General features: G+C 53.4%; 27 protein-coding genes. 10 read left to right on the top strand and 17 right to left on the bottom strand.

Annotated features, from left to right (window positions below):
- The first annotated feature begins 57 nt into the window (after positions 1-57).
- Positions 58-405: a monothiol glutaredoxin 4 gene (gene grxD, locus NA986_RS04750; protein ID WP_000108176.1), complete on the top strand. Its 348-nt coding sequence runs from the start codon at positions 58-60 to the stop codon at positions 403-405.
- 77 nt (positions 406-482) lie between these two features.
- Here grxD and rnt read toward each other — a convergent pair whose 3' ends face one another.
- The 4 genes from rnt to NA986_RS04730 all read right to left on the bottom strand — a co-directional run bounded on the left by rnt (position 483) and on the right by NA986_RS04730 (position 3,462).
- On the bottom strand, positions 483-1,130 hold the full coding sequence (rnt, locus tag NA986_RS04745) for a ribonuclease T (protein WP_001282272.1): 648 nt from the start codon (positions 1,128-1,130) through the stop codon (positions 483-485).
- Between the two features lie 100 nt (positions 1,131-1,230).
- Positions 1,231-1,638: a lactoylglutathione lyase gene (gene gloA / locus NA986_RS04740; protein ID WP_001237787.1), complete on the bottom strand. Its 408-nt coding sequence runs from the start codon at positions 1,636-1,638 to the stop codon at positions 1,231-1,233.
- 68 nt (positions 1,639-1,706) lie between these two features.
- Positions 1,707-2,804, bottom strand: coding sequence for an alkene reductase (locus NA986_RS04735; RefSeq protein WP_000092944.1), 1,098 nt, complete (start codon positions 2,802-2,804; stop codon positions 1,707-1,709).
- Positions 2,805-2,862: 58 nt separating this feature from the next.
- A complete protein-coding gene (locus tag NA986_RS04730) occupies positions 2,863-3,462 on the bottom strand; it encodes a TetR/AcrR family transcriptional regulator (protein ID WP_001660120.1) in 600 nt (199 codons plus the stop codon).
- Positions 3,463-3,564: 102 nt separating this feature from the next.
- On the opposite strand from NA986_RS04730, the gene NA986_RS04725 reads away from it, so the two are divergent.
- The 3 genes from NA986_RS04725 to sodC2 all read left to right on the top strand — a co-directional run bounded on the left by NA986_RS04725 (position 3,565) and on the right by sodC2 (position 5,352).
- Positions 3,565-3,804: a DUF1289 domain-containing protein gene (locus NA986_RS04725; protein ID WP_001538148.1), complete on the top strand. Its 240-nt coding sequence runs from the start codon at positions 3,565-3,567 to the stop codon at positions 3,802-3,804.
- Positions 3,805-3,854: 50 nt separating this feature from the next.
- A complete protein-coding gene (locus NA986_RS04720; protein WP_000250721.1) occupies positions 3,855-4,751 on the top strand; it encodes an aldo/keto reductase in 897 nt (298 codons plus the stop codon).
- Positions 4,752-4,830: 79 nt separating this feature from the next.
- Positions 4,831-5,352 (top strand): superoxide dismutase [Cu-Zn] SodC2, encoded by a 522-nt coding sequence (gene sodC2 / locus NA986_RS04715; RefSeq protein ID WP_000826820.1) that lies wholly within the window; start codon positions 4,831-4,833, stop codon positions 5,350-5,352.
- Here sodC2 and NA986_RS04710 read toward each other — a convergent pair.
- The 3 genes from NA986_RS04710 to NA986_RS04700 are packed head-to-tail and all read right to left on the bottom strand — an operon-like array spanning position 5,328 to position 8,466.
- Positions 5,328-7,367, bottom strand: coding sequence for an FUSC family protein (locus NA986_RS04710; protein WP_023216757.1), 2,040 nt, complete (start codon positions 7,365-7,367; stop codon positions 5,328-5,330). The two genes, sodC2 and NA986_RS04710, sit on opposite strands and share 25 nt — an antisense overlap.
- Entirely contained in the window at positions 7,367-8,227 is an 861-nt protein-coding gene (locus NA986_RS04705; protein ID WP_001538147.1) for an efflux RND transporter periplasmic adaptor subunit, read from the bottom strand. The genes NA986_RS04710 and NA986_RS04705 overlap by 1 nt, the downstream gene beginning before the upstream one ends.
- Before the next feature lie 2 nt (positions 8,228-8,229).
- Entirely contained in the window at positions 8,230-8,466 is a 237-nt protein-coding gene (locus NA986_RS04700) for a DUF1656 domain-containing protein (protein WP_000649755.1), read from the bottom strand.
- 194 nt (positions 8,467-8,660) lie between these two features.
- Between NA986_RS04700 and slyA the strand changes: the two genes are divergently transcribed.
- A complete protein-coding gene (gene slyA, locus NA986_RS04695) occupies positions 8,661-9,101 on the top strand; it encodes a transcriptional regulator SlyA (RefSeq protein ID WP_000764552.1) in 441 nt (146 codons plus the stop codon).
- 47 nt (positions 9,102-9,148) lie between these two features.
- Here slyA and slyB read toward each other — a convergent pair whose 3' ends face one another.
- Entirely contained in the window at positions 9,149-9,616 is a 468-nt protein-coding gene (slyB, locus tag NA986_RS04690) for an outer membrane lipoprotein SlyB (RefSeq protein ID WP_000597179.1), read from the bottom strand.
- Between the two features lie 272 nt (positions 9,617-9,888).
- Between slyB and anmK the strand changes: the two genes are divergently transcribed.
- From anmK to pdxY, 5 genes are all read left to right on the top strand, one after another.
- A complete protein-coding gene (anmK, locus tag NA986_RS04685) occupies positions 9,889-11,010 on the top strand; it encodes an anhydro-N-acetylmuramic acid kinase (RefSeq protein ID WP_000835021.1) in 1,122 nt (373 codons plus the stop codon).
- Positions 11,011-11,096: 86 nt separating this feature from the next.
- On the top strand, positions 11,097-11,426 hold the full coding sequence (mliC, locus tag NA986_RS04680) for a C-type lysozyme inhibitor (RefSeq protein WP_001132086.1): 330 nt from the start codon (positions 11,097-11,099) through the stop codon (positions 11,424-11,426).
- A 58-nt stretch (positions 11,427-11,484) separates the two neighbouring features.
- Positions 11,485-12,141: a pyridoxamine 5'-phosphate oxidase gene (pdxH, locus tag NA986_RS04675; protein WP_001282334.1), complete on the top strand. Its 657-nt coding sequence runs from the start codon at positions 11,485-11,487 to the stop codon at positions 12,139-12,141.
- Positions 12,142-12,267: 126 nt separating this feature from the next.
- Positions 12,268-13,542, top strand: a complete 1,275-nt coding sequence (gene tyrS, locus NA986_RS04670) for a tyrosine--tRNA ligase (RefSeq protein WP_000168626.1) — start codon at positions 12,268-12,270, stop codon at positions 13,540-13,542.
- A gap of 59 nt (positions 13,543-13,601) precedes the next feature.
- Positions 13,602-14,462, top strand: coding sequence for a pyridoxal kinase PdxY (gene pdxY, locus NA986_RS04665; protein WP_000789740.1), 861 nt, complete (start codon positions 13,602-13,604; stop codon positions 14,460-14,462).
- Positions 14,463-14,520: 58 nt separating this feature from the next.
- Here pdxY and gstA read toward each other — a convergent pair whose 3' ends face one another.
- The 9 genes from gstA to rsxA form a co-directional block, all read right to left on the bottom strand.
- Positions 14,521-15,126, bottom strand: a complete 606-nt coding sequence (gene gstA / locus NA986_RS04660) for a glutathione transferase GstA (RefSeq protein ID WP_000765727.1) — start codon at positions 15,124-15,126, stop codon at positions 14,521-14,523.
- 104 nt (positions 15,127-15,230) lie between these two features.
- Positions 15,231-16,736: a dipeptide/tripeptide permease DtpA gene (gene dtpA, locus NA986_RS04655; protein ID WP_000100911.1), complete on the bottom strand. Its 1,506-nt coding sequence runs from the start codon at positions 16,734-16,736 to the stop codon at positions 15,231-15,233.
- 601 nt (positions 16,737-17,337) lie between these two features.
- Positions 17,338-17,973, bottom strand: a complete 636-nt coding sequence (nth, locus tag NA986_RS04650; protein WP_001030318.1) for an endonuclease III — start codon at positions 17,971-17,973, stop codon at positions 17,338-17,340.
- Entirely contained in the window at positions 17,973-18,665 is a 693-nt protein-coding gene (locus NA986_RS04645; RefSeq protein WP_001289628.1) for an electron transport complex subunit E, read from the bottom strand. The genes nth and NA986_RS04645 overlap by 1 nt, the downstream gene beginning before the upstream one ends.
- Positions 18,666-18,667: 2 nt before the next feature.
- Positions 18,668-19,288, bottom strand: coding sequence for an electron transport complex subunit RsxG (gene rsxG, locus NA986_RS04640; protein WP_000920823.1), 621 nt, complete (start codon positions 19,286-19,288; stop codon positions 18,668-18,670).
- 3 nt (positions 19,289-19,291) lie between these two features.
- Complete coding sequence (gene rsxD, locus NA986_RS04635; RefSeq protein WP_070793847.1) at positions 19,292-20,350, bottom strand: electron transport complex subunit RsxD; 1,059 nt, start codon at positions 20,348-20,350, stop codon at positions 19,292-19,294.
- A complete protein-coding gene (gene rsxC / locus NA986_RS04630; protein ID WP_197397683.1) occupies positions 20,351-22,465 on the bottom strand; it encodes an electron transport complex subunit RsxC in 2,115 nt (704 codons plus the stop codon).
- A complete protein-coding gene (gene rsxB, locus NA986_RS04625) occupies positions 22,458-23,036 on the bottom strand; it encodes an electron transport complex subunit RsxB (RefSeq protein ID WP_023216754.1) in 579 nt (192 codons plus the stop codon). The genes rsxC and rsxB overlap by 8 nt, the downstream gene beginning before the upstream one ends.
- A complete protein-coding gene (rsxA, locus tag NA986_RS04620) occupies positions 23,036-23,617 on the bottom strand; it encodes an electron transport complex subunit RsxA (RefSeq protein WP_000133179.1) in 582 nt (193 codons plus the stop codon). The genes rsxB and rsxA overlap by 1 nt, the downstream gene beginning before the upstream one ends.
- Positions 23,618-23,690 lie beyond the last annotated feature (73 nt).

The raw sequence follows: 23,690 nt of genomic DNA, 5'->3' as shown, positions 1-23,690 counted from the left end.
CCTGACCCGTTACAATGACAGGCTTCGGTCGTAAAAGTAGTTTAAGGAAGCGAGACAATGAGCACCACTATCGAAAAAATTCAGCGCCAGATCGCTGAAAACCCGATTCTCCTGTATATGAAAGGTTCACCGAAACTGCCAAGCTGTGGTTTCTCTGCGCAGGCCGTTCAGGCGCTTTCAGCCTGCGGGGAACGTTTTGCCTATGTTGATATCCTGCAAAACCCGGATATTCGCGCTGAATTACCGAAATACGCCAACTGGCCGACATTCCCACAACTGTGGGTGGACGGCGAGCTGGTCGGCGGGTGTGATATTGTGATTGAAATGTATCAGCGTGGTGAGTTGCAGCAGCTTATTAAAGAAACTGCGGCAAAATATAAAACTCAGGAGCCGGACGCAGAGTAATCTGTGAAAGGGGAAAGCGACCTGTAAAGGTCGCTTTTTTACCGCCATCGTGAGCAAGAGTGGCGTTGTTAGCCTCGTTATTTGTCCGTCGGCAAAGGTAACGGCCAGCCGCCCAGGCGCTTCCAGCGATTGACGATTTCACAAAACAGCACCGCTGTCCGCTCGGTATCATACAAAGCGGAATGTGCCTTTTCACCGTCAAACTCCATACCTGCCGCCAGGCACGCTTTTGATAACACCGTTTGTCCCAGCGCCAGTCCGCTCAATGCCGCAGTATCAAAGGTGACGAACGGATGAAACGGGTTACGTTTCAGCGAGGCGCGCTCTGCGGCGGCCATCATAAAACTGTGATCAAAAGTGGCGTTATGCGCGACCATAATGGCGCGGCTACAACCGCTGTCTTTGATACCTTTACGCACCATTTTGAAAATAGCGTGTAGCGCCTCATATTCACTCACCGCGCCGCGTAGCGGGTTAGAGGGATCGATACCGTTAAACGCAAGCGCTTCCGGCTGTAAGTTGGCTCCAGCGAACGGCTCCACATGGAAATGCAGCGTCGTGTCCGGCATCAGCCAGCCTTGTTCATCCATTTTCAGCGTGATGGCGGCGATTTCGAGCAGCGCATCGGTTTTAGCGTTAAATCCTGCAGTTTCAACGTCGATGACGACAGGATAAAAACCACGAAAACGGTCGCACAGACCGGAAAGTTGAGCGTTATCGGACATCTGAGTCTCTTAATACGAAAAAATGCAGCGCGTATTATGGCAAATTTTACGCCGGGATGCAGTAAAACAACGGGCGCAGTGACCTGCGCCCGGCGGGGGATCAGTTACCCAGACCGCGGCCTGCGTCTTTAGCTTCAATCAATTCGATTTTATAGCCATCCGGATCTTCAACGAAGGCGATGATGGTCGAACCGCCTTTTACCGGCCCCGCTTCACGGGTCACGTTGCCGCCGTTCTGACGAATACGTTCACAGGCTTCAGCGGCATTATCAACGCTCAGCGCGATGTGCCCGTACGCATTGCCCATGTCATAGCTCTCAACGCCCCAGTTATAGGTTAGTTCGATGACCGCTTCTTCCGTTTCCGGACCATATCCCACAAAGGCCAGCGAGTATTTGTATTCCGGATTCTCACTGGTACGCAGCAATTTCATGCCCAGAACGTTGGTGTAAAAAGCGATGGAACGCTGCAAATCGCCGACACGCAGCATAGTATGCAATAAACGCATTTTCGTTGTCCTTAAAATAGTCAAGATATTCAAAGTATAGCGGCGATGTGCGGCCGCTATCAATGAAATTACAGAGTAGGGTAGTCAGTGTAGCCTTCCGCGCCGCCGCCATAAAAACTTTCGGGACGCTGTGGATTAAGTTCCGCTTTACGTTGCAGACGCGCCACCAGATCCGGGTTAGCGATGTAATCGCGACCAAACGCCACGGCGTCAATCAGCCCTTTTTCGATCAGATCTTCCGCTTTTTCTGGCGTATAGGCGCCAGCGCCGATGATGGGACCGTGGAAACGCGCGCGCACTTTTTCACGGAACGCGTCGCTGTACGGTTCGCCGCCCGCCCAGTCTGGTTCAGACATATGCAGATAAGCGATGCCGCGTTTGCCTAACGCTTCAATCAGATAAAGGGCGTCAGCTTCTTCATTCGGGCCGTTATCGACATTCTGGAAAGTGCCGACAGGAGAAAGGCGGATGCCGATACGGTCCGCGCCCCATTCCTTAATGCCGGCATCAACCACCTCCAGCACCAGACGGGCGCGATTCTCTACGCTGCCGCCGTACTGATCGGTACGGTGATTAGAAGACGGTGAGAGGAACTGGTGCAGCAGATAACCGTGCGCGGAGTGCAGCTCCACCAGATCGAAGCCTGCCTCTCGGGCATTGGCGATAGCCTGGCGGAAATCGTTGACGATCCCGGGGATCTCGTGAGTATCCAGCGCGCGCGGCGTGGAAGTCTCTACGCGGATGGCCTGGCCGTTTTCGTCACGCAAAGAGGTGCGGGTTCCCGCATTGATAGCGGATGGCGCGACGGGCGCTTGTCCGCCTGGTTGCAGGCTGGCGTGTGAAATACGGCCCGTATGCCACAGTTGCACCGCCATATGGCCGCCCTGGGTATGGACTCCCTGAGTGATTTTTTTCCAGGCGGCGATCTGCTCATCGCTGTGTAATCCCGGTGCGCCGGCATAGCCTTTCGCCTGTGCGGAGATTTGTGTGGCTTCGCTGATGATCAATCCGGCGCTGGCGCGTTGACGGTAATATTCCGCCATTAACGGCGTAGGAATGTCGCCCGGTTCAATACTCCGCAAACGCGTCAAAGGCGCCATAAATACGCGATTTGTCGCCGTGATGGCACCCACCTTGAGGGGGGTAAACAGTTTTGCTGATGACATAGTGGCTCCTGATGTAAGTAGACCGGTCGTCTTGTAATAAAGGAAATAAAAACGCCTGTTACTGCTCAGGCGTTGCAATGATGGTCTTAACATGCGCCAACGCATTTTCCAGCGGCGCGGCGCTACGGGATATTTTGGCCTGCAAATTGGCGCCCAGCCACAGGGCATAAAGTACCTGCGCCTGTGGCAACGGCTGGCCGGTGAAATGTAAACAGTGGCTATTACGGCCATCTTCCAGCGCGCGTGCAAGCAGTGCCATGATCTCCTGCGCCCCTTTATCCATCGTAGAGCGCATATCCTCCGACAGATCGCAGACTTCCGCTGACAGTTTCACCGTCAGGCAACCGCTGATGGCGCCTTGCTGGCAAAACTGCTTTAACGTTTCCTGATACCAGGCGAGAAGACGATCGCGATGATTACCGGGACCGGAGGTGAAGTGCGCCATAAGACGCTGATGATAGCAGGCATAATGTCGCTCAAGCATGGCGACGCCGAAGGCTTCTTTCGAGCGAAAGTAGTGATAAAACGACCCTTTAGGCACCTGGGCGGTTTTGAGCAACTCGCTAAGCCCCATGCCGGTAAAACCCCGTTGCATACAAAGCTGCTCGCCGGTGGCCAGCAGATGTTCGCGGGTATCGTGTTCGGTTTGCTTATTCATAGCAGGCAGTATAGTAGACCAGTCGGTCTACTGCAAGCAGAGTTGCCATAATGTCAGTTAGCGTCTTCAATAGTCATAAGCGCCAAACGTTGAGGAGGGGATGTGGCCGAGCAGTTGGAGTTTTTTCCTGTAGCAAGCCCATGTCGCGGTATCTGCCAGTCTGATGAGCGTGGCTTTTGTCGGGGCTGTATGCGCAGCCGCGACGAACGGTTTAACTGGCAAAAAATGAGCGATGCCGAGAAACAAAATGTACTGCGGCTTTGTCGCCAGCGTTTCTTGCGTAAAATACGCGCAAACAAGCCTCTCCCATCGGAAGATCCTCAACAACCTTCACTCTTTTAAACGCGGAATTGCGTATACTCAACCTCATTATTCTCTATGAGGAATCTGTTATGGTTCAGCGTGTCACCATCGCTCCACAAGGCCCGGAGTTTTCGCGTTTTGTCATGGGTTACTGGCGTTTGATGGACTGGAATATGTCCGCGCGTCAGTTAGTGAGTTTTATCGAAGAACATCTGGATTTGGGCGTCACTACCGTTGACCATGCGGACATTTATGGCGGTTATCAATGCGAAGCGGCGTTTGGCGAGGCGCTAACGTTGGCGCCGCATTTGCGGGAAAAACTGCAAATCGTTACCAAATGCGGTATTGCGACCACCGCCAGAGCGGAAAATAGGCTCGGTCATTATATTACCGATCGCCGCCATATTATTCTGAGCGCCGAACAGTCATTAAAAAATCTGGCGACAGATTATCTGGATATGTTGTTAATTCACCGTCCCGATCCGTTAATGGATGCGGATGACGTCGCCGAGGCGTTTCAACATCTGCACCAAAGCGGCAAAGTGCGCCATTTTGGCGTTTCTAATTTTACGCCAGCGCAATTTACGTTACTGCAATCGCGCCTGCCGTTCACCCTGGCGACCAACCAGGTGGAGATCTCGCCGGTTCACCAGCCTTTGTTGCTGGACGGCACATTAGATCAATTACAGCAACTGCGTATTCGTCCGATGGCCTGGTCATGTCTTGGCGGCGGTCGTCTGTTTAATGATGAGGCTTATCAGCCGTTGCGCCAGGAACTTTCCGTTATCGCGCAAGAACTCAACGCCAGTTCTATTGAACAGGTGGTCTATGCCTGGATTTTACGTTTGCCGTCGCAGCCGCTGCCGATTATTGGCTCGGGTAAAATCGAACGCGTACGCGCCGCACTAGAAGCGGAAACGCTGTCATTGTCGCGTCAACAGTGGTTCCGAATCCGCAAGGCGGCACTGGGTTATGACGTGCCGTAATCGCCAACTCGTTGACTTTCCGTTCATGTTTTCGCCAGTGGTTTACACTTAACAGGCGACCACATGTAACGGAGGTTTTATGAAGCGATTAAGTTTAGCGATGGTGACGCTGTTGGCCTGTGCGGGTGCGCAGGCCGCCAGCGAGAAAGTAGAGATGAACCTGGTGACGGCGCAAGGCGTAGGACAGTCTATCGGCACCGTCGTCATCGATGAAACCGAAGGCGGCTTAAAATTTACCCCACACCTTAAAGCGTTGCCGCCGGGCGAGCATGGTTTTCACATTCATGCCAACGGTAGCTGCCAGCCCGCGATTAAAGACGGCAAAGCGGTTGCCGCAGAAGCCGCTGGTGGTCATCTGGACCCACAAAATACCGGCAAGCATGAAGGACCGGAAGGCCAGGGGCATCTGGGCGACCTCCCGGTGTTAGTCGTTAATAATGATGGTATCGCCACCGAACCGGTTACTGCGCCACGTCTGAAGTCTCTTGATGAAGTGAAAGATAAAGCGCTCATGATCCATGTGGGCGGCGATAACATGTCCGATCAGCCGAAACCGCTCGGCGGCGGCGGAATGCGTTACGCCTGCGGCGTCATTAAATAACCCGGAGACAGTGTTCCCTGCGCTGGAGCCTGTTCCAGCTGCGACAGCGAACAGTGTAAACGCCAGATAATCGCCGCCAGCTCATGCGCGGCGGGTTGATGATGATGTGCGAGCGTGTCGCAGATACGCTGTAGTTCCTGTAGCGTGACGGCAAGCGGGCGTTGCTGCACGCCGCGCTCGCTCATCACATCGCGCAGCAGGGATATACAAATATCCCGCACCCGGGAAAGCGGATCGGAACGCGACTCCCAGGCGCGCAGCTGCCATACCACATGCGAGCAGTTCAGCAGTACCACTCCCCAACGTAATAACCACCGGCGCGCCAGCGCATCCTGGCTATTGCTGAGCTGACTGACGTGATGATAGGTCAGCGATTCAAACTCGCTTTCGCTATGGGAAGGGTGACGGCTAAGCTGATCGACGAAATCCCGGCGTAGCGCGCGGATATGACGGCGGCTTTTTACGGCATCGGAACCGGGGCGCAAAATCGCAAACGCCAGCCAGGAAATCGCGACGCCGACGATCTTGGCGGTATTATCGTTAAGGAAGTCGGCGAAGTCGTACACCGGCGGATTGGTCACGGCGATGAATGAGCCCATAAAAACGATAAGCTGCCCCCACAGTCCCGCCAGCTTAGGCATCTGCAGTTTAAGCAGTTGCATCGTGACGAACAGCGGGAAAAGGAAAAGTAAGAATTGCCACAGATCGGTGATTTGCACCATCAGGCCAAATTTCACCACGAAGCTGAATAAGGACAGCAGCACTAAAGTACGCATCAATAAGGTGAGCGACTTAAACGGCGTGGCGACGATGGAGTAGAGGACGCAACTGATCGCCGCCAGGGTTAATGCCCCGGGCCCTGATTCCCATTGCGCGCCAATACTCCAGGCGCCAATTACCGTGAGCGTGCAAAAGGTACGCACGCCGCTCCAGATGGCCTCTGCGTTATCCGTATGCCGCGCAAGGCCGGGAGTGCGGCGGATATGGATTTGATCCACCGGCGCGCCGCTTTCGATCAGATATAACTGACGGCTGCTGCGCAGATATAAGTGGCAAAAATAGCGTAATCGCTGCCAGAACGCGAGGTGACGATAATCCTGTTCATCCTGCGGGCGTAGCGGCGCAATAATCCGCGCCACGGTGTAGCTGTCCGCGCGCGGTTTCGCTAGCGCGGCTAAGAGTTGTTCAATAACTTCGCGGCTGTTTTCCGGCGGCGTCGGCCAGTTTAAAAGCATTCTACGCAGACTGGAGATCACGCTGGTTAGCCGTAATTGCTGGTGTAACAATGCATTTAGCAATGCATTCTGGCGGCGAAAACGGTAGTGACTCCAGAAGGCCTGAATACGCAGCAGGTTCATGGTCAGGATTTGCCCAATGACGCCCTCATGCGCGGAGCGGATGGCGTCGGTAGTCTCCGGCTGCCACAGTAGACTGGCATGTTCCAGCAAGCGCGCATGCATGTTTTTCAACGCGGTGAGCAGGGCAGTGCCATCCGATGTGCTGGGCAGGATCATCATCATCATGCCGCCACAGAGGATGCCGACGATAACTTCACATACGCGCGTTTGGGCGATATCCCACAACTGCGTGATTTCTACAATATTAACCATCGGGAACGCGATGATCGCCGCCGTGTAGCCGGACAACTGGAAAGCATAAGCGGCATTATTGGTAAAATGCGCGCAGGCCCAGGTACAAAAACCGATCCAGGCGGCCATGCTAAACAAGAACAACCAGGGTTCATTCAGCGTATGGCCAGCAATAATTAACGCGGCGGTTGCGCCGAGTAAACTCCCGGCAATACGCCCCAGACTTTTACTGATTACGCCGCCTACGGTCGGAAAGCTCACCACTGCGGCTGAAGTCATCGCCCAGTAGGGCTCATCCAGATTGAGATAATAAGCGAATGTCAGCGCGAGACACATGGCAATGGTATTGCGCAACGCGTAACGCCATTGGCCGGAGGTCGCTTTAAACCAGGGCGTATTTCGCAGTGCCGGCAGGGAGAGTTTCATTACCGCTGCCCAATGGCTACGCTGCAGGTAGTGCCGGAGACGAGCGTGATATCCTGCGGCAAAGCGTCAAATTCGATACGTACCGGTACGCGTTGCGCCAGCCGTACCCACGGTACGTTGGGTTTGATATCGGGCACTAAACCGGAGTCACTTTCTACGCTTTGGTCGTAAATAGCGCGCCCGATACTGCCAACGTGACCCTGTAACTTAACATTGCCACTATACAGTGTTATTAATGCAGGCTCACCTTCGCGGATGTGGCGTAGTTTGGTTTCTTCGAAATATCCCATTACATAAAATGAATGGCTATCTACCAGGGCGAAAAGCGGCTTACCGGTACTGGCATAATCACCGGTACGCGTAGAAAGGTTGGTCACCCAGCCGGATACCGGCGCTTTTACTTCCGTCTGGCTAAGCTGCCACTGCGCCTGTTTTAACGTTGCCAGTGCGACATCTACGCTGGCCTGCATCGCTTTAACATTCAGATTGGCGCTATCCAGATCTTCAGCAGAGATGTAGTTACGCGATAAATGTCGACGTCGATCGGCTTCATTATTCGCTTTTGCCAGATCGGACTGCGCTTTGGCCAACTGCGCCTGCGCGTTAAGTTCTGCAATATGGAAGGGCGTTTTATCAATGACAAAGAGAACGTCCCCGGCGTTGACGAACTGATTATCTTTGATATTGAGTTGGGTAATGCTGCCAGAAACCTGCGGCGTTACGCTGACCTGTTCCGCGCGGATTTTACCATCGCGCGTCCAAGGCGATTGCATATAGTAATTCCATAACCACCACGCGGCCAGAACGGCGACGACGGCGACAATGAGAGTAGAAAAATATTTTATTGTTTTTAACGACATATTTACCACGCGATCAGTAAAACGAGGCCCAGACATACGCAAAGCGTAAAGAGGGAGAGATCCATTAACAGGGGATGCCAGATTTCATCAGAGTATATCCGGTCACGCAGGAGTCGGTGAATAAACAACCAGATAACGAACCCAAGCGCAAAGGCTTTAAAGAATGGCGGAAAGTAAACAGATGCTCCCAACATGAGATCTTGTAAGGGCAATCCTGTGGCGTTGAGTATACACTTCACAAGCAATGTTCCTTTGCGTCAGACGTTGATGCTTTAGTTTTAGCCAAAACTGAAGCTACAGGTGCCAGGTGCGCACTATGTCTGAAAAAATGTCTATTGGTAAGCAAATTTAGCAATACATTTGTTTTGAGAATACAAATACTGCACACTATTCTAAAATCAGCATAATAACTTAGCAAGCTAATTATAAGGAGATGAAATTGGAATCGCCACTAGGTTCTGATCTGGCACGGTTGGTGCGCATTTGGCGTGCTCTGATTGACCATCGCCTCAAGCCTCTGGAATTGACGCAGACACATTGGGTCACGTTGCACAATATTCATCAATTGCCGCCTGACCAGTCGCAGATTCAATTGGCTAAAGCGATAGGCATTGAGCAGCCATCGCTGGTACGCACGTTGGATCAACTTGAAGACAAGGGGCTAATTTCGCGGCAAACCTGCGCCAGCGATCGTCGCGCTAAGCGCATTAAACTGACCGAGAAAGCGGAGCCGCTGATCGCTGAGATGGAAGCGGTCATTCATAAAACGCGCGGTGAAATTTTGGCTGGGATTTCTTCAGAGGAGATTGAGCTTCTGATTAAACTTGTCGCTAAACTTGAACACAACATTATGGAATTGCACTCTCACGATTGAGGTGCAGGGGCATACGTGTGGCCATGTGACCACACGTAAAGCCTGGTTTAGCGTGGAGAGACAGTAACCTGGCTGCCGTTGCTGGCCAGTACGACACGCTGACCTGCCGAGAAACGCGTATTTCCTTGTTTCTGCACAACCATAATGGTGTTGCCATCGTCTTTACGAATTTCCAGTTCCACACCCTGGGTTTTATTCATTGCGCTCTGGACGCCCTGGCCCGCTACGCCACCAGCCACCGCGCCTGCCGCGGTCGCCAGTGAACGACCCGTACCGCCGCCGATAGTGTTGCCGAGGAATCCGCCCAACACCGCGCCGCCGATAGCGCCAATCACGTTAGAATCATCACCGCCCTGAATTTGAACCGGACGAACGTTAACGATAGTACCGTACGTTACATTCTGAACTTGTTTAGCCTCGGATGCGGTATAAACATCACCCGAAAGGCTATCATTGTTAACACACCCAGCTAAGGATAACCCCATCAGTGAAACGGCCAGTACACGTTTAATCATTTACCCATCTCCTGTTCTTCACGAAACGCTATTTCAGCATCCCTATAGCTAAATTATATGGCATTTATGCAGTTAAGGTCATATCTTCTGCCGAAAGAATGTAAAAATCATAATCAGAAGTTAATTAACTAATCTTAAACGAAGTGGGAAGCAAGAAAAGATAGGTTATTGATATCCGTGGACGGCACGGCAAAAAACGTGACGCGGGCATCGCATTGCAAAATACGTTATGCCGAGTGTTAAGGCTTAACCCAGCTTAATAAGGAAGAGGTATGAAATCGGGCCGTTTTATTGGCGTTATGTCCGGGACCAGCCTTGATGGCGTGGATGTTGTACTGGCGGCAATTGATGAAACCATGGTTGCGCAACAGGCAAGTCTCACCTGGCCCATTCCCGTTCATCTGAAAAAAGGCATTCTCGATATTTGCCAGGGACAACCGCTTACGCTCTCGCAACTCGGCCAGCTGGATACCCAGTTAGGCCGACTTTTTGCACAGGCGGTTAATGCGCTGTTAGCGCAACAACGTTTGCAGCCGCGGGATATCGTCGCCATTGGTTGTCATGGGCAAACGGTCTGGCATGAGCCGACCGGCGAGGCCCCGCATACGCTGCAAATTGGCGATAATAATCACATCGTCGCCCATACGGGGATTACAGTGGTCGGCGATTTTCGGCGGCGGGATATTGCGCTGGGCGGACAAGGCGCGCCGCTGGTGCCCGCTTTCCATCACGCGCTGTTGGGACATCCGACGGAAAAACGTATGGTCCTGAATATCGGCGGCATCGCCAATTTATCTCTGCTTTTCCCCGGACAGGCGGTGCGCGGGTACGACACGGGGCCGGGTAATATGTTGATGGATGCGTGGATTTGGCGACAATGCGCGCAGCCCTACGACAAAGACGCGGCATGGGCGAAAGAAGGTCAGGTTATTCTTCCATTGCTGCAAAAGATGTTGCGCGATCCGTACTTTGCTGCGTCGGCGCCCAAAAGTACAGGACGCGAATATTTCAACTATGGCTGGTTAGAGCGTCATCTTACGGCTTTCCCTGGCGCAGACGCGCGCGATGTACAGGCCACGCTGGCGGAGCTGACGGCGGTCTCCATCGCCCAACAGGTGCTGCTCAATGGCGGCTGCGAGCGGCTGATGGTCTGTGGCGGCGGAAGCCGGAATCCGTTAGTGATGGCCCGTCTGGCGGCGCTGTTGCCCGGTATCGAGGTTTCGACCACCGATAAGGCGGGGATCAGCGGCGATGATATGGAAGCGCTGGCCTTTGCATGGCTTGCCTGGCGAACGCTCGCGGGCCTGCCGGGAAATTTACCTTCCGTGACGGGGGCTACAGAAGCCAGTGTTTTAGGCGCTATTTACCCGGCTAACCCAATAACTCAGAGTTAACTGAATTTTTCCCGGACCCTATATCGGTAAACTAGCAAGGTCAGGAAGGGGCGTTTGCCTTCCAGAAGCAGGAGAGCTTTCGGGATATGCCTATGAAAAAGATCGCAATAATGTGTTTACCTGTGCTGCTGACCGGCTGTAGCGTTTATCAACAATTTGTTGAACGTATGCAAACGGATACGCTGGAATACCAGTGTGATGAGAAGCCGCTTACCGTTAAAGTCAATAACCCGCGTGAAGAGGTCAGTTTTGTTTATGACAATAAGCTGCTGACCCTGAAGCAAGGAATCTCGGCCTCGGGCGCGCGTTATACCGACGGGATTTATGTTTTCTGGTCGCAAGGCGAGAGCGCCACGGTCTATAAACGAGACAGAATTGTGCTTAATAACTGTCAGTTACAAAATCCGAAGCGTTGAGATTTTCAGTATGGGGGCGCACAATAGCGCCACCCACTGATTATTTCTGATCAACGCCATGTCTGATAACGACCAATTGCAGCAGATCGCGCATCTGCGCCGTGAATACACGAAAGGCGGCTTGCGTCGCCGCGATTTACCCGCTGAACCGTTAACCTTATTTGAGCGCTGGCTTGGGCAAGCGTGCGACGCCAGACTGGCCGATCCGACGGCAATGGTCGTGGCGACCGTAGATGACAAGGGGCAACCGTACCAGCGTATTGTATTGCTCAAGCATTATGATGAAAAAGGCCTGGTCTTTTATACCAACCTGGGAAGCCGCAAGGCGCATCAAATTGAGCACAATCCGCGTATCAGCCTGTTATTTCCCTGGCATATGCTTGAACGCCAGGTGATGGTGACAGGCAAAGCCGAGCGTCTCTCCACTCTTGAGGTGGTGAGGTATTTCCACAGCCGTCCGCGCGACAGCCAGATCGGCGCATGGGTCTCTAAACAATCCAGCCGCATTTCCGCGCGCGGTATCCTCGAAAGCAAATTCCTGGAGCTCAAGCAGAAGTTTCAACAGGGCGAAGTGCCGTTACCCAGCTTCTGGGGCGGTTTTCGCGTGAGTATCGAACAGATGGAGTTCTGGCAGGGCGGCGAACATCGTCTGCACGATCGCTTTTTATACCAACGCGACGACGGCGCATGGAAAATCGACCGTCTTGCGCCCTAAAGATGCAAAAATCTTGTTTTAAGCACTGGTGCGGATGAATCCGCCGTTTTATGCTATGTCTCTTTCGCGTCTGGCGAAAAGTCGTGTACCGGCAAAGGTGCAGTCGTTTTATACATGGAGATTTTGATGGCAAGCAGTAACTTGATTAAACAATTGCAAGAGCGGGGGCTGGTAGCCCAGGTGACGGACGAAGACGCGTTGGCAGAGCGACTGGCGCAAGGCCCGATCGCGCTCTATTGCGGCTTCGATCCTACCGCTGACAGCTTGCATTTGGGGCATCTGGTTCCATTGTTATGCCTGAAACGCTTCCAGCAGGCAGGGCACAAACCTGTTGCGCTGGTAGGCGGCGCGACCGGTCTGATTGGCGACCCGAGCTTCAAAGCCGCCGAGCGTAAACTGAACACTGAAGAGACCGTTCAGGAGTGGGTGGCGAAAATTCGTAAACAGGTTGCCCCATTCCTGGACTTTGATTGCGGCGAAAACTCCGCCATCGCGGCCAATAACTATGACTGGTTCGGCAGCATGAATGTGCTGACTTTCCTGCGCGATATCGGTAAACATTTTTCCGTTAATCAGATGATCAACAAAGAAGCGGTGAAGCAGCGTCTGAACCGTGACGATCAGGGTATCTCTTTCACGGAGTTCTCTTATAACCTGCTACAGGGGTACGACTTCGCTTGTCTGAATAAACTGCACGGCGTTGCCTTACAGATTGGCGGTTCTGACCAGTGGGGGAACATCACTTCCGGTATCGACCTGACCCGTCGCCTGCACCAGAATCAGGTATTTGGTTTGACCGTTCCGCTGATCACCAAAGCTGACGGCACGAAATTCGGTAAAACCGAAGGCGGCGCTGTCTGGCTGGATCCGAAGAAAACCAGTCCGTACAAATTCTACCAGTTCTGGATTAACACCGCAGATGCCGATGTTTATCGCTTCCTGAAATTCTTCACTTTTATGGATATTGAAGAGATCAATGCCCTGGAAGAAGAAGATAAAAACAGCGGTAAAGCGCCGCGCGCGCAGTATGTGCTGGCCGAGCAGGTGACGCGCCTGGTTCATGGTGAAGAGGGGCTGGTCGCGGCGAAACGGATCACTGAATGTCTGTTCAGCGGTTCACTGAGCGCGCTGAGCGAAGCTGACTTTGAGCAGTTGGCGCAGGACGGCGTACCGATGGTTGAAATGGAAAAAGGCGCCGACCTGATGCAGGCGCTGGTAGACGCCGAACTCCAGCCATCACGTGGTCAGGCGCGTAAGACTATCGCCTCCAACGCTGTCACTATCAATGGTGAAAAACAATCCGATCCTGAATACATCTTTAACGATGAGGACCGTCTGTTTGGCCGCTATACCTTATTACGTCGCGGCAAAAAGAACTATTGTCTGATTTGCTGGAAATAAGGCATTAAGTAACAGGGAGTGAGAAATCACTCCCTTATTTTTGATGTTCAGGTAAAAAAATGAAGAATATCCTCGCTATCCAGTCCCATGTTGTTTTCGGACATGCGGGCAACAGCGCCGCCGAATTTCCCATGCGCCGTCTTGGCGCGAATGTTTGGCCGCTGAATACCGTTCAGTTTTCTAACCACACGCAATATGGTAAATGGACTGGCTGTGTCATGCCGCCCAGCCATCTGACTGAGATTGTCCAGGGGATTGCGGACATTGGCCAGTTAGCGCACTGCGACGCCGTACTTAGCGGTTACCTGGGATCTGCCGAGCAGGGAGAACACATTCTCGGTATTGTGCGCCAGGTTAAAGCGGCAAATCCGCAGGCAAAATATTTCTGCGATCCCGTGATGGGGCATCCGGAAAAGGGCTGTATCGTGGCGCCTGGCGTCGCAGAGTTCCATGTGCGTTATGCGCTACCCGCCAGCGATATTATCGCGCCTAACCTGATTGAACTGGAAATTCTCAGCAAACATAGCGTGAATAGTGTGGATGACGCCGTGCAGGCGGCGCGCGAACTGATTGCTCAGGGGCCAGAAATTGTACTGGTAAAACATCTCGCCCGCGCCGGTTACAGTTCAGAACGCTTTGAAATGCTGCTGGTGACAGCGCAGGAAGCCTGGCATATTAGCCGTCCGCTGGTGGATTTCGGCTCACGTCAGCCGGTTGGCGTTGGCGATGTCACCAGTGGTTTATTGCTGGTCAAACTTTTGCAGGGCGCGACGTTGCAGCAGGCGCTGGAGCACGTTACGGCGGCAGTCTATGAGATTATGATCGCCACCAAAACGATGCAGGAGTACGAACTGCAGGTCGTGGCGGCCCAGGACAGGATCGCTAACCCTGAACATTACTTCAGCGCAACGCGGCTGTAAGCATTGCTGCTAAAAAGAGGCCGGATGGCGGTACAGCGAGCTATCCGGCAACATGACATTAATTCAGTCCTTCCGCTTTAAGCGCTGCCGCAACGGTCGGTCTTTTTGCGACACGCTGCATATAACTTTCAATATGCGTTAACCCGTCCATATTCAGTTTTACGCCATAGGCCCAACGCAATACGGTAAACAGATAAGCGTCTGCAATGGTAAAACGCTGGCCGCAAATCCACTGGTCGTCTGAAAGCGACTCATCCACATACTGCAATTTCTTTTCCAGACCGGCGCGAACGGCGGGTTTAAGTGTTTCCGGCGTGTCAGGGCGGAACAGCGGGGTAAAGCCTTTATGCAGTTCCGTTGCAATATAGTTGAGCCATTCCAGCGTATGATAGCGAGCAAGACTACTTACCGGCGCCAGAAGCTGGCGGTCGGGAACGCTGTCGGCGAGGTACTGCATAATGGCGACGCCTTCAGTCAACAGTGTGCCGTCATCCAGCAGCAGAGCCGGAACCTGTCCTTTAGGGTTGACTGCCAGGTAATCATCACCGTTTTCCAGGCGTTTTTTTGCGAGATCGACGCCATCAAGCGTAAAGTCTTTGCCAATTTCGCGCAGGGTAATATGGGAAGCAAGAGAGCAGGCACCCGGTTTGTAGAACAGTTTCATCGGTAACTCCTTTTTGCTGAGGTTTAAAGTATGGTAGTGCGGGGACGAGCAAAAAAAAAGCCGCTAACGCACAGTTAGCGGCCTGAATGTTGTTTCCCGGAAAATTAAACTGTAGCGGCTTTAGAGCCTTTTTCAGCGGTATCATCGTCCTGGGTCATACGGTTCAGCTTAGGCGCTGTCAGCAGCATCAGGACGGCGATAACGGCGGTTGCTATGCCAATCTGCATAAATACGCGACCATAGACTTCCAGGGACATCAGTGGGTCAGTCACGTCGCTCGGCACAGCCATCAGGTTGGCGACATAACCGCCGATGATGTTAGCGCCTGCCGTTGTCAGGAACCAGCTACCCATGATGAAGCCCATCAGACGCTGCGGAACCAACTGTGCGACCATTGCCAGTCCCAGACCGGAGATCATCAGCTCACCGATACTTTGCAGGCCGTAGCTTGCGATCAGCCAGTTTACGGATACGATGCCGGCATCGTTCGCAAATTTGGCGCCCAGCGGCAGAATCAGGAACGCGCCGGAACACAGCACCATACCAATGGCGAATTTCATCGGCATCGGCAGCGTATCGCCCATCCTGTTATAGATAGCGGCCAGAATCGGGCTGCCGATAATGATCCAGAATGGGTTCAGCGCCTGATACTGTTCCGGTTCGAACGCGATACCGAGAATAGAGTGCTCGACGTTACGAATGGCAAAGAAGTTCAGCGACGTCGGCATCTGGCTGTACAGTACGAAGAAGATAATCGCCTGCAGCATCAAAATAAAGGCGACGATCATTTTACGGCGAGCCGCGCCGTGCATGGAAAACGCTTCTTTACCGAAGATAATGACGATGCCAAGAGCGATTACGCCCAGCACCATACGCGCGATATCCTGGTTGTGCAGCAGCCAGGTGGCGACCGCAATCAGAACGACAATACCCACGATTGTCAGCAGCAGATTACGGAAGTTGATCGGTTCAAAGTCGGGTTTGGAACCGTAGCTTTTCACCCAGCGCTGGCAGAAAGCAAAGTTAACGACGGTTATCAGCATACCGACGACGCTAAGCGCAAACGCGGTGCTCCAGCCATAACGCGCCGCCAGCCACGGCGTCGCCAGCATAGAGAAGAAGGAGCCGATGTTGACGGACATATAATACATCGTAAATGCGCCGTCGAGACGCGGATCGTCCTTCGCGTAACAGGTAGACAGCAGGGAAGACGGGTTAGCTTTAAACAGACCGTTACCCACAGCGATAGCCGCCATGCCCATATAGACGATGCCAGCGTCATGACCAGACCATGCGACCAGCGCATAACCGATAGCCAGCACCACGGCACCCAGCATAATAACGCGTTTGGTGCCCAGAATTTTATCACCTAACCAACCGCCAATGGCGACCAGGCCGTACACCAGCGCACTGAAGGAAGAGAAAAGGGTGATGGAATCCGCTTCTGACATACCCAGTTGTTTTACCAGGTAGACGGCCATAATGCCTTGCAGGCCGTAATAACCAAAACGCTCCCATAACTCTATCGAGAAGATGAGATAGAACGCCTTCGGTTGTTTGAAAGCGTTCAAACTGACGCTTTCAGTTGGTTTTTTGTTTGCAGTAGACACTTTTACCTCTTTTTTACGCCCCGTATTAACAGGGATTGTCTGGCGCGTGATGAGTCAGACTCATCCGTCCGATTGTTATATTGGAGGGGAAACGGCAGGTAATGTTCACTATCTTTCCTCTCCAGACAAGAGCTTTGTAATAATCTGTTACATATAACTCTTCTGGTTGAATCGTCCGATGTCAGAAATGTTATCCAGCGTTAAATTTCTTCATTTGAAGAATGGCAGATTTTTACACTGCAAAAAGGCCATTAGTTTGGGTGAAAGGCGATATCTTCTGCTATTTAAGGTGAAAAGCAGTGATATAGGCCATTATCTGAAAAAATGGCAGAGTAATGTTTTGTAGTGAAAACGGGGCGTCAGTCTATCCGGTTGTAAATGTAACCTTAGGTGTCATTAAATTTTACATGAAGTTATCAAAGTGATCCTGATCACGGATAGATAGAAATTTTTGCGATTAAAAAAATGATTAACCTGACGTGAAGGGAAAACGAAAGCACATTACATCAGAAAAAGGACAGAGACTGGAATGATTGATGGCTAAAATAGATCCAGGCCGAAGGTGGGAGCGCGCTGGCGTGACGGACGCACTCCGACCATATCAAATATCGACTTTTTCTTTGTATTCGCAAAGGTCTTCAATGAGGCAGGAGCCGCAGCGGGGTTTTCGGGCGATACAGGTATAGCGGCCATGCAAAATTAACCAGTGATGGCAGTCCACTTTGAACTCATTCGGCACCACTTTCAGCAACTTCTCTTCTACCTGTTCGACATTTTTACCCGGCGCGAACTGTGTTCGGTTGCATACACGAAATATATGCGTATCAACGGCGATGGTCGGCCAGCCGAAGGCGGTATTTAGCACCACGTTAGCGGTTTTACGCCCCACGCCGGGAAGCGCTTCCAGCGCCGCCCGATCCTCCGGCACTTCGCCATTATGCTTGTCCAGTAAAATACGGCAGGTCTTAATCACGTTTTCCGCTTTACTGTTAAATAAGCCGATAGTTTTGATATAGGATTTCACGCCCTCTACGCCCAGCTCCAGCATCGCGGCTGGCGTATTGGCGACCGGGTAAAGTTTGGCGGTAGCCTTGTTCACGCTGACGTCGGTTGCCTGCGCGGAAAGCAACACGGCAATCAGCAACTCAAACGGCGACGTGAAATTGAGTTCCGTTGTGGGGTGCGGATTGTTGTCGCGCAGGCGCGTCAGAATTTCCAGCCTTTTTGCTTTGTTCATCAGACTTTCCCTGTTTCACCTGCCGGAACAGCGGAAGGCGCGGTTTCGGCGCGGCGTTTCTTCATTTTTTCATCAATAAGATATTTTACCGCCAGCATGAGCCCCAGGCCGATAAACGCGCCTGGCGGCAGCATCGCCAGCAGGAAAGGCGAGTCGGTGTGAAATATCTCGACCCGTAATACTTTTGCCCAGCCTCCCAGCAGGCTATCCGCGCCATCGAAAAGCGTACCATTCCCGAGGATCTCGCGCAGTGAGCCCAGCACGAACATTGCGCCTGTCGCGCCCATGCCGATGGAAAAACCGTCCAACGCGGAAAGCCACGGTCCTTTTTTCGCGGCAAACGCTTCGGCGCGACCAACAACAATGCAGTTCGTTACAATCAACGGAATAAAAATCCCTAAAGACTGATACAAACCGAACGCATACGCATTGATCAGCATCTGTACTGCGCTTACCACCGAAGCAATGATCATAACGTAAATTGGGATACGGATTTCTGCCGGCGTCCAGCGACGTAGTGCGGACACCGTAAGGTTGGTCAGCGTTAATACCAGCGTCGTGGCCAGACCCAGACCCAGAGCGTTGGTTGCCGTAGACGTCACCGCCAGTAAAGGGCACAGGCCAAGTAGCTGCACCAGAGCAGAGTTATTTTTCCATAACCCCTGAACAACAATGTCTTTTATTTCGCTCATGGTTATTCTCCACAGGCGGTTAAATGGGGGAGCTGAGCGGGCAGTGATTCGGCGTACAGCCCGGCGCGTTTAACCGCATTCACCACGGCGCGCGGCGTTATTGTCGCCCCGGTAAATTGATCAAAATCACCGCCATCTTTTTTCACCGCCCAGTGCGTATCATTTTCACCGCTGATGGTTTTACCGCTAAAGTGGGTAATCCAGTCAGACAAACGGCGCTCAATTTTATCACCTAACCCTGGCGTCTCATGATGTTCCGTCACGCGCGTCCCCAGGACGGTACCGCTGAAATCTGCGCCAACAATAAGCTGGATAGCGCCGGAATAGCCATCTGGCGCGGTGGCCTCAATGATGGCCGCTACGGGTTTATCATCCTTGCGAGCGATAAAAACACGGTGTGTGCCTTTGCCGAGGGCGGGCGCATCGACCAGATAACAACTCTCTTGCAGATTATTATTGTAACGATCTGGCGGCAATACCTGATCAAACAAGGCATGTTGTTGTTGCAGCGCTTGTTCGTGGATGGTTGATTTTGTCATCTGATTAATCACCGCGGTCAATCCCGTAGAGCCTGCGGCAAAAAGCGCCAGCGTAATACCGTGTTTACGAATCGTTTTCAGCATGGTTTATCCTTTGCGATGTCCATAGACGCGGGGGCGCGTGTAGTAGTCGATCAGAGGAACCGTGATATTCGCCAACAGGACAGCAAAAGCAACGCCGTCCGGGTAGCCGCCGAAGCTACGAATCAGCCACACTAATACCCCAGCCAGCGCGCCGAAAATTAAACGTCCACGGTTGGTCGTGGAGGCGGTAACCGGATCCGTTAAGATAAAAAATGCGCCCAGCATGGTGGCGCCTGACAGCAGATGAAGCTGCGGCGAGGCCAGCGTAGCGGGCGACAAAAGCCAACCTAACGCGGCGCATAGCGCCAGCGTGAGCAGAAAACTGACCGGGATATGCCAGCGGATGGCTTTTTGCCACAGCAGGAATACGCCGCCGACAAGCCAGGCGAGGTTAACCCACTGCCAGCCCACGCCAGCCAGCGCGCCGCTGTATATCGGGTACTGCATGATTTGCTCAACGGAGTGCCCGGCGCGCAAGGACGTTTTAAACGTATCCAGCGGCGTCGCCTGGCTGATACCGTCAATACCGATACGTAGCAGCGTCATATCGCCGCCGCTGGCGGTATGCCCGGTAAAAATCATCCGCAACGTGTCCAGCATATCGGGCGTTGTTGCGGCTATTTCATAAGGCGGCAACCAGCTTGTCATTTGCACCGGAAAGGAAATTAATAGCACCACGTAACCGATCATGGCCGGATTAAAGGGGTTTTGTCCCAGCCCGCCATATAACTGTTTAGCGATAATAATGGCGAATCCGGTTCCCAGCACGACCATCCACCAGGGCGCGAGCGGAGGGATGCTGACCGCCAGCAAAAGCCCCGTCAATAACGCGGAATAATCCTGCAGGTGACTGGCGACCGATTGTCTGCGCAGCCTGAGGACAATGGCTTCCGCGACGAGCGCCGTGATAGCAGCCAGAACGATCTGGAAAAGCGTTCCCCAACCAAAAAACCACGTCTGCGCGGCAATCCCCGGCAGAGCGGCGATTACTACCAGCAACATGATTCGCGATGTCTGACGCTGGTTATGGGTATAAGGCGAGCTTGCGATTCTGAATACCATTTAATCCTCGTTAACAACCTGCTGCTGTGCTGCTTTTTTTGCCTGAACGCGGGCGATAGCCGCAGCAACCGCGGCTTTACGCGGGTCGGCCGGTTCGGCAGGTTCGCTTCCGGCCTGCTGCTCCTGCTTACGGGCTTTGGCGCGGGCGATGGCCGCTTCCACCGCGGCTTTACGCGGGTCGACCGCTTCGGCAGGTTCGCCTCCGGCCTGCTGCTCCTGCTTGCGGGCTTTGGCGCGGGCGATAGCCGCTTCCACCGCGGCTTTGCGCGGGTCGACCGCTTCGGCAGGTTCGCTTCCGGCCTGCTGCTCCTGTTTGCGGGCTTTGGCGCGGGCGATGGCCGCCTCCACCGCGGCTTTGCGCGGATCGACCGGTTCGGCAGGTTCGCTTCCGGCCTGCTGCTCCTGTTTGCGGGCTTTGGCGCGAGCGATAGCCGCCTCCACTGCGGCTTTACGCGGGTCGTCGCCGGGTATCGCGCTGTCAGCCACCGGATGAGCGGCTTGTTTAGCGCGCGCTTGCGCTTTACGCGCTTCACGGGCCGCGATGACGGCGCTATTGTCTGGCAGACTACCCGCCTGAATAACCACCGGTTGCGTGGCCTGCGCCTGTTTCTCTTTTACCCGCGCCAGCGCAGCGGCAATGGCGTCCTGATCTTTTGCCGCTGGTTGTACCGCCGCGCTCTTATGACGTGCAAGGCGGGCGACTTTTTCGCGCTCCAGTCTTGCCTGACGAGCCTCAAAACGCGCTTTTGCTTCAGCGGCGCGTTTTTCTTCAAGCCTGATCGCATTAATCTCCGCTTTTTCCTGACGGAAATATTGGACGAGCGGAATATTACTCGGGCAGACCCAGGCGCAGGCGCCGCATTCTATACAATCAGCAATATGGTGAGCGGTAGCCTTGTCATGCTGCTGCCCTTTGCTGAACCAATAAAGCTGCTGCGGTAAAAGGTCGGCAGGGCAGGCGTCAGCGCAAGCGCTGCAACGAATACAGCTTTTCTCTTCCTGAGGCGCTCCCATTTCAGTCACGGATGGCGCCAGCAGGCAGTTAGTGATTTTTACGACCGGTACGTCAAGCCAGGGAAGGGTGAATCCCATCAACGGGCCGCCCATGATGACCATCTGGTCAGCGGAAGGGCAGAACCCGGCATCGTTAAGCAAATGACGAACGGGAGTGCCGAGCCGCGCCCAGACGTTACCCGGACGGCTTACCGCTTCACCCGTTAAGGTGACGACGCGTTCTGTGATCGGTTCGCCGTCAATCACGGCGCGTTTAACGGCATACGCCGTACCGACGTTTTGCATCAGCACGCCAATATCAGAGGAGCGCCCGCCGTGGGGAACCTGTTTTCCCGTCAGTATTTGGGTGAGCTGTTTTGCGCCGCCGGAAGGGTATTTGGTTGGGATAACACGTAACGAAATGTCGTGAGCGTCAGCCAGTACGGCGCGCAGCATGGAAATAGCCTGCGGTTTGTTATCTTCAATGCCGATTAATACCTCACGCGGTTGCAGAATATGCGCCAGGATGCGAATACCTTCCACAATCTGCGCGGCGCAGTCCTGCATCAAACGATCGTCCGCCGTAATGTAAGGTTCGCACTCTGCGGCATTGATAATAAGCGTGGTGATTTTATCGCCGCCACCCTGCAATTTAACGCCGGTGGGAAACCCTGCGCCGCCAAGCCCGGCAACGCCATACTGATGAATGCGTTCAATGAGCGCTTCACGGCTGTGGGCGCGGTAATCAGACCAGCCATCACGCTCAATCCAGCGGTCCTCGCCGTCGGCATCAATGATGACGCTTAACTCCGCCAGCGCCGAAGGATGTGCCGTCGAGTGGGGGGCAATAGCGATAACCGTCCCGGAGGTGGGCGCGTGTACCGGCAGCATTCTCCCACGTCCACGGGTAAGCGCCTGGCCGCGTAGCACGCGATCGCCGACGCTAACGCACAGCTCGCCCTCAGCGCCAATGTGCTGTTTTAAAGGGATAACAAAGCGCGGCGCCAAAGGCACCTGGCGCAGCGGCGTGCCGTTTGACTGGGACTTCATTTCGGGCGGATGAATACCACCGTCGAAATCCCAGATTTTATCTTTTCTGAAAGCGGAAAATAGTTTAAGCATGTTGTTCCACGGGAATGATGCGAACGGGAATGGTGTTCAAATCCCATTTCCAACTGTCGGGCGTCTCATTCACCGGACGTAATTTGATGCAGTGCGTCGGACACGGATCGACGCACAGATTACAGCCAGTACAGAGATCGCTCATGACCGTGTGCATGGCGCGCGTTGCGCCAACGATGGCGTCAACCGGGCAGGCCTGAATGCATTTTGTGCAGCCAATGCAGTTATTTTCATCAATAACTGCCAGCATACGTACTGGCGCAGCCTGCTGTTCTTCACCATCGCATGGTTGCGGCTCTACGTTTAGCAACTCTGCCATTTTCAGCATGACGGTTTCGCCGCCGGGCGCGCAACGATTGATTTTCTCGCCCTGAAGACCCACGGCTTCGGCGTAGGGGCGACAGCCGGGATAGCCGCACTGACCACACTGACTCTGCGGCAAAATCGCATCGATTTTTTCAACAACCGGATCATCTTCAACCGCGAATCGGCGGGAGGCATAACCCAGAATGGCGCCGAACACCAGGCCCAGAAGGGTCAGGGCGCCAACGGCAATCCAGATAGTATTCATTACAACTTCACCAAACCACTAAAGCCCATAAAGGCCAAAGACATTAATCCTGCGGTAATCAATGCTATCGCGTTACCACGAAAAGGGGCGGGCACATCCGCCACGGCAAGGCGTTCGCGGATGGCGGCAAACAGAACCATCACTAATGAAAAACCGACGGCGGCGGAAAATCCGTACAGCGCCGACTGAAGAAAGTGATGACCGAGATTAATATTCAGTAACGCTACGCCCAGAACCGCACAGTTAGTGGTAATCAGTGGTAAGAAGATGCCTAACAAGCGGTATAACGCCGGGCTGGTTTTCCGCACAACCATTTCGGTAAATTGCACGACCACAGCAATGACGAGGATAAAGGCTAGCGTCCGCAGATAAATCAGATCCAGCGGAATAAGTATCCAGGTGTCGATAAGCCAGGCGCATATCGACGCCAGCGTCATGACAAAGGTCGTCGCGAGGCCCATCCCCATGGCGGTTTCCAGTTTTTTGGATACGCCCATAAAGGGACAAAGGCCCAGGAATTTGACCAGTACAAAGTTATTGACCAGTACAGTTCCGACAAAGAGCAGCAGGTAATCAGTCATGTTTCGGCCTGAAATAAAAAAGCCGCCTATTATCTGTCAAACTACCACAGGCGACAACAGGTTAACTGTAGGG

Origin of the sequence: Salmonella sp. NW177 (assembly GCF_051811585.1) — a bacterium.
GTDB lineage: Bacteria > Pseudomonadota > Gammaproteobacteria > Enterobacterales > Enterobacteriaceae > Salmonella > Salmonella enterica.
Note: the sequence above shows the minus strand (reverse complement) of the source record. Positions and strands in the feature narration are given on the sequence as shown.

What these genes read in the sequence shown, in the direction of transcription:
- mliC (WP_001132086.1), top strand. Translation starts at nt 11,097, where the DNA reads ATGCCTATGAAAAAGATCGCAATAATGTGTTTACCTGTGCTGCTGACC.
- grxD (WP_000108176.1), top strand. Translation starts at nt 58, where the DNA reads ATGAGCACCACTATCGAAAAAATTCAGCGCCAGATCGCTGAAAACCCG.
- slyB (WP_000597179.1), bottom strand. Translation starts at nt 9,616, where the DNA reads ATGATTAAACGTGTACTGGCCGTTTCACTGATGGGGTTATCCTTAGCT.
- nth (WP_001030318.1), bottom strand. Translation starts at nt 17,973, where the DNA reads ATGAACAAAGCAAAAAGGCTGGAAATTCTGACGCGCCTGCGCGACAAC.
- rsxA (WP_000133179.1), bottom strand. Translation starts at nt 23,617, where the DNA reads ATGACTGATTACCTGCTGCTCTTTGTCGGAACTGTACTGGTCAATAAC.
- slyA (WP_000764552.1), top strand. Translation starts at nt 8,661, where the DNA reads ATGAAATTGGAATCGCCACTAGGTTCTGATCTGGCACGGTTGGTGCGC.
- NA986_RS04705 (WP_001538147.1), bottom strand. Translation starts at nt 8,227, where the DNA reads ATGTCGTTAAAAACAATAAAATATTTTTCTACTCTCATTGTCGCCGTC.
- NA986_RS04735 (WP_000092944.1), bottom strand. Translation starts at nt 2,804, where the DNA reads ATGTCATCAGCAAAACTGTTTACCCCCCTCAAGGTGGGTGCCATCACG.
- rsxB (WP_023216754.1), bottom strand. Translation starts at nt 23,036, where the DNA reads ATGAATACTATCTGGATTGCCGTTGGCGCCCTGACCCTTCTGGGCCTG.
- pdxY (WP_000789740.1), top strand. Translation starts at nt 13,602, where the DNA reads ATGAAGAATATCCTCGCTATCCAGTCCCATGTTGTTTTCGGACATGCG.
- pdxH (WP_001282334.1), top strand. Translation starts at nt 11,485, where the DNA reads ATGTCTGATAACGACCAATTGCAGCAGATCGCGCATCTGCGCCGTGAA.
- sodC2 (WP_000826820.1), top strand. Translation starts at nt 4,831, where the DNA reads ATGAAGCGATTAAGTTTAGCGATGGTGACGCTGTTGGCCTGTGCGGGT.
- NA986_RS04720 (WP_000250721.1), top strand. Translation starts at nt 3,855, where the DNA reads ATGGTTCAGCGTGTCACCATCGCTCCACAAGGCCCGGAGTTTTCGCGT.
- rnt (WP_001282272.1), bottom strand. Translation starts at nt 1,130, where the DNA reads ATGTCCGATAACGCTCAACTTTCCGGTCTGTGCGACCGTTTTCGTGGT.
- NA986_RS04710 (WP_023216757.1), bottom strand. Translation starts at nt 7,367, where the DNA reads ATGAAACTCTCCCTGCCGGCACTGCGAAATACGCCCTGGTTTAAAGCG.
- rsxC (WP_197397683.1), bottom strand. Translation starts at nt 22,465, where the DNA reads ATGCTTAAACTATTTTCCGCTTTCAGAAAAGATAAAATCTGGGATTTC.
- NA986_RS04730 (WP_001660120.1), bottom strand. Translation starts at nt 3,462, where the DNA reads ATGAATAAGCAAACCGAACACGATACCCGCGAACATCTGCTGGCCACC.
- gloA (WP_001237787.1), bottom strand. Translation starts at nt 1,638, where the DNA reads ATGCGTTTATTGCATACTATGCTGCGTGTCGGCGATTTGCAGCGTTCC.
- tyrS (WP_000168626.1), top strand. Translation starts at nt 12,268, where the DNA reads ATGGCAAGCAGTAACTTGATTAAACAATTGCAAGAGCGGGGGCTGGTA.
- anmK (WP_000835021.1), top strand. Translation starts at nt 9,889, where the DNA reads ATGAAATCGGGCCGTTTTATTGGCGTTATGTCCGGGACCAGCCTTGAT.
- NA986_RS04645 (WP_001289628.1), bottom strand. Translation starts at nt 18,665, where the DNA reads ATGAGCGAAATAAAAGACATTGTTGTTCAGGGGTTATGGAAAAATAAC.
- rsxG (WP_000920823.1), bottom strand. Translation starts at nt 19,288, where the DNA reads ATGCTGAAAACGATTCGTAAACACGGTATTACGCTGGCGCTTTTTGCC.
- gstA (WP_000765727.1), bottom strand. Translation starts at nt 15,126, where the DNA reads ATGAAACTGTTCTACAAACCGGGTGCCTGCTCTCTTGCTTCCCATATT.
- rsxD (WP_070793847.1), bottom strand. Translation starts at nt 20,350, where the DNA reads ATGGTATTCAGAATCGCAAGCTCGCCTTATACCCATAACCAGCGTCAG.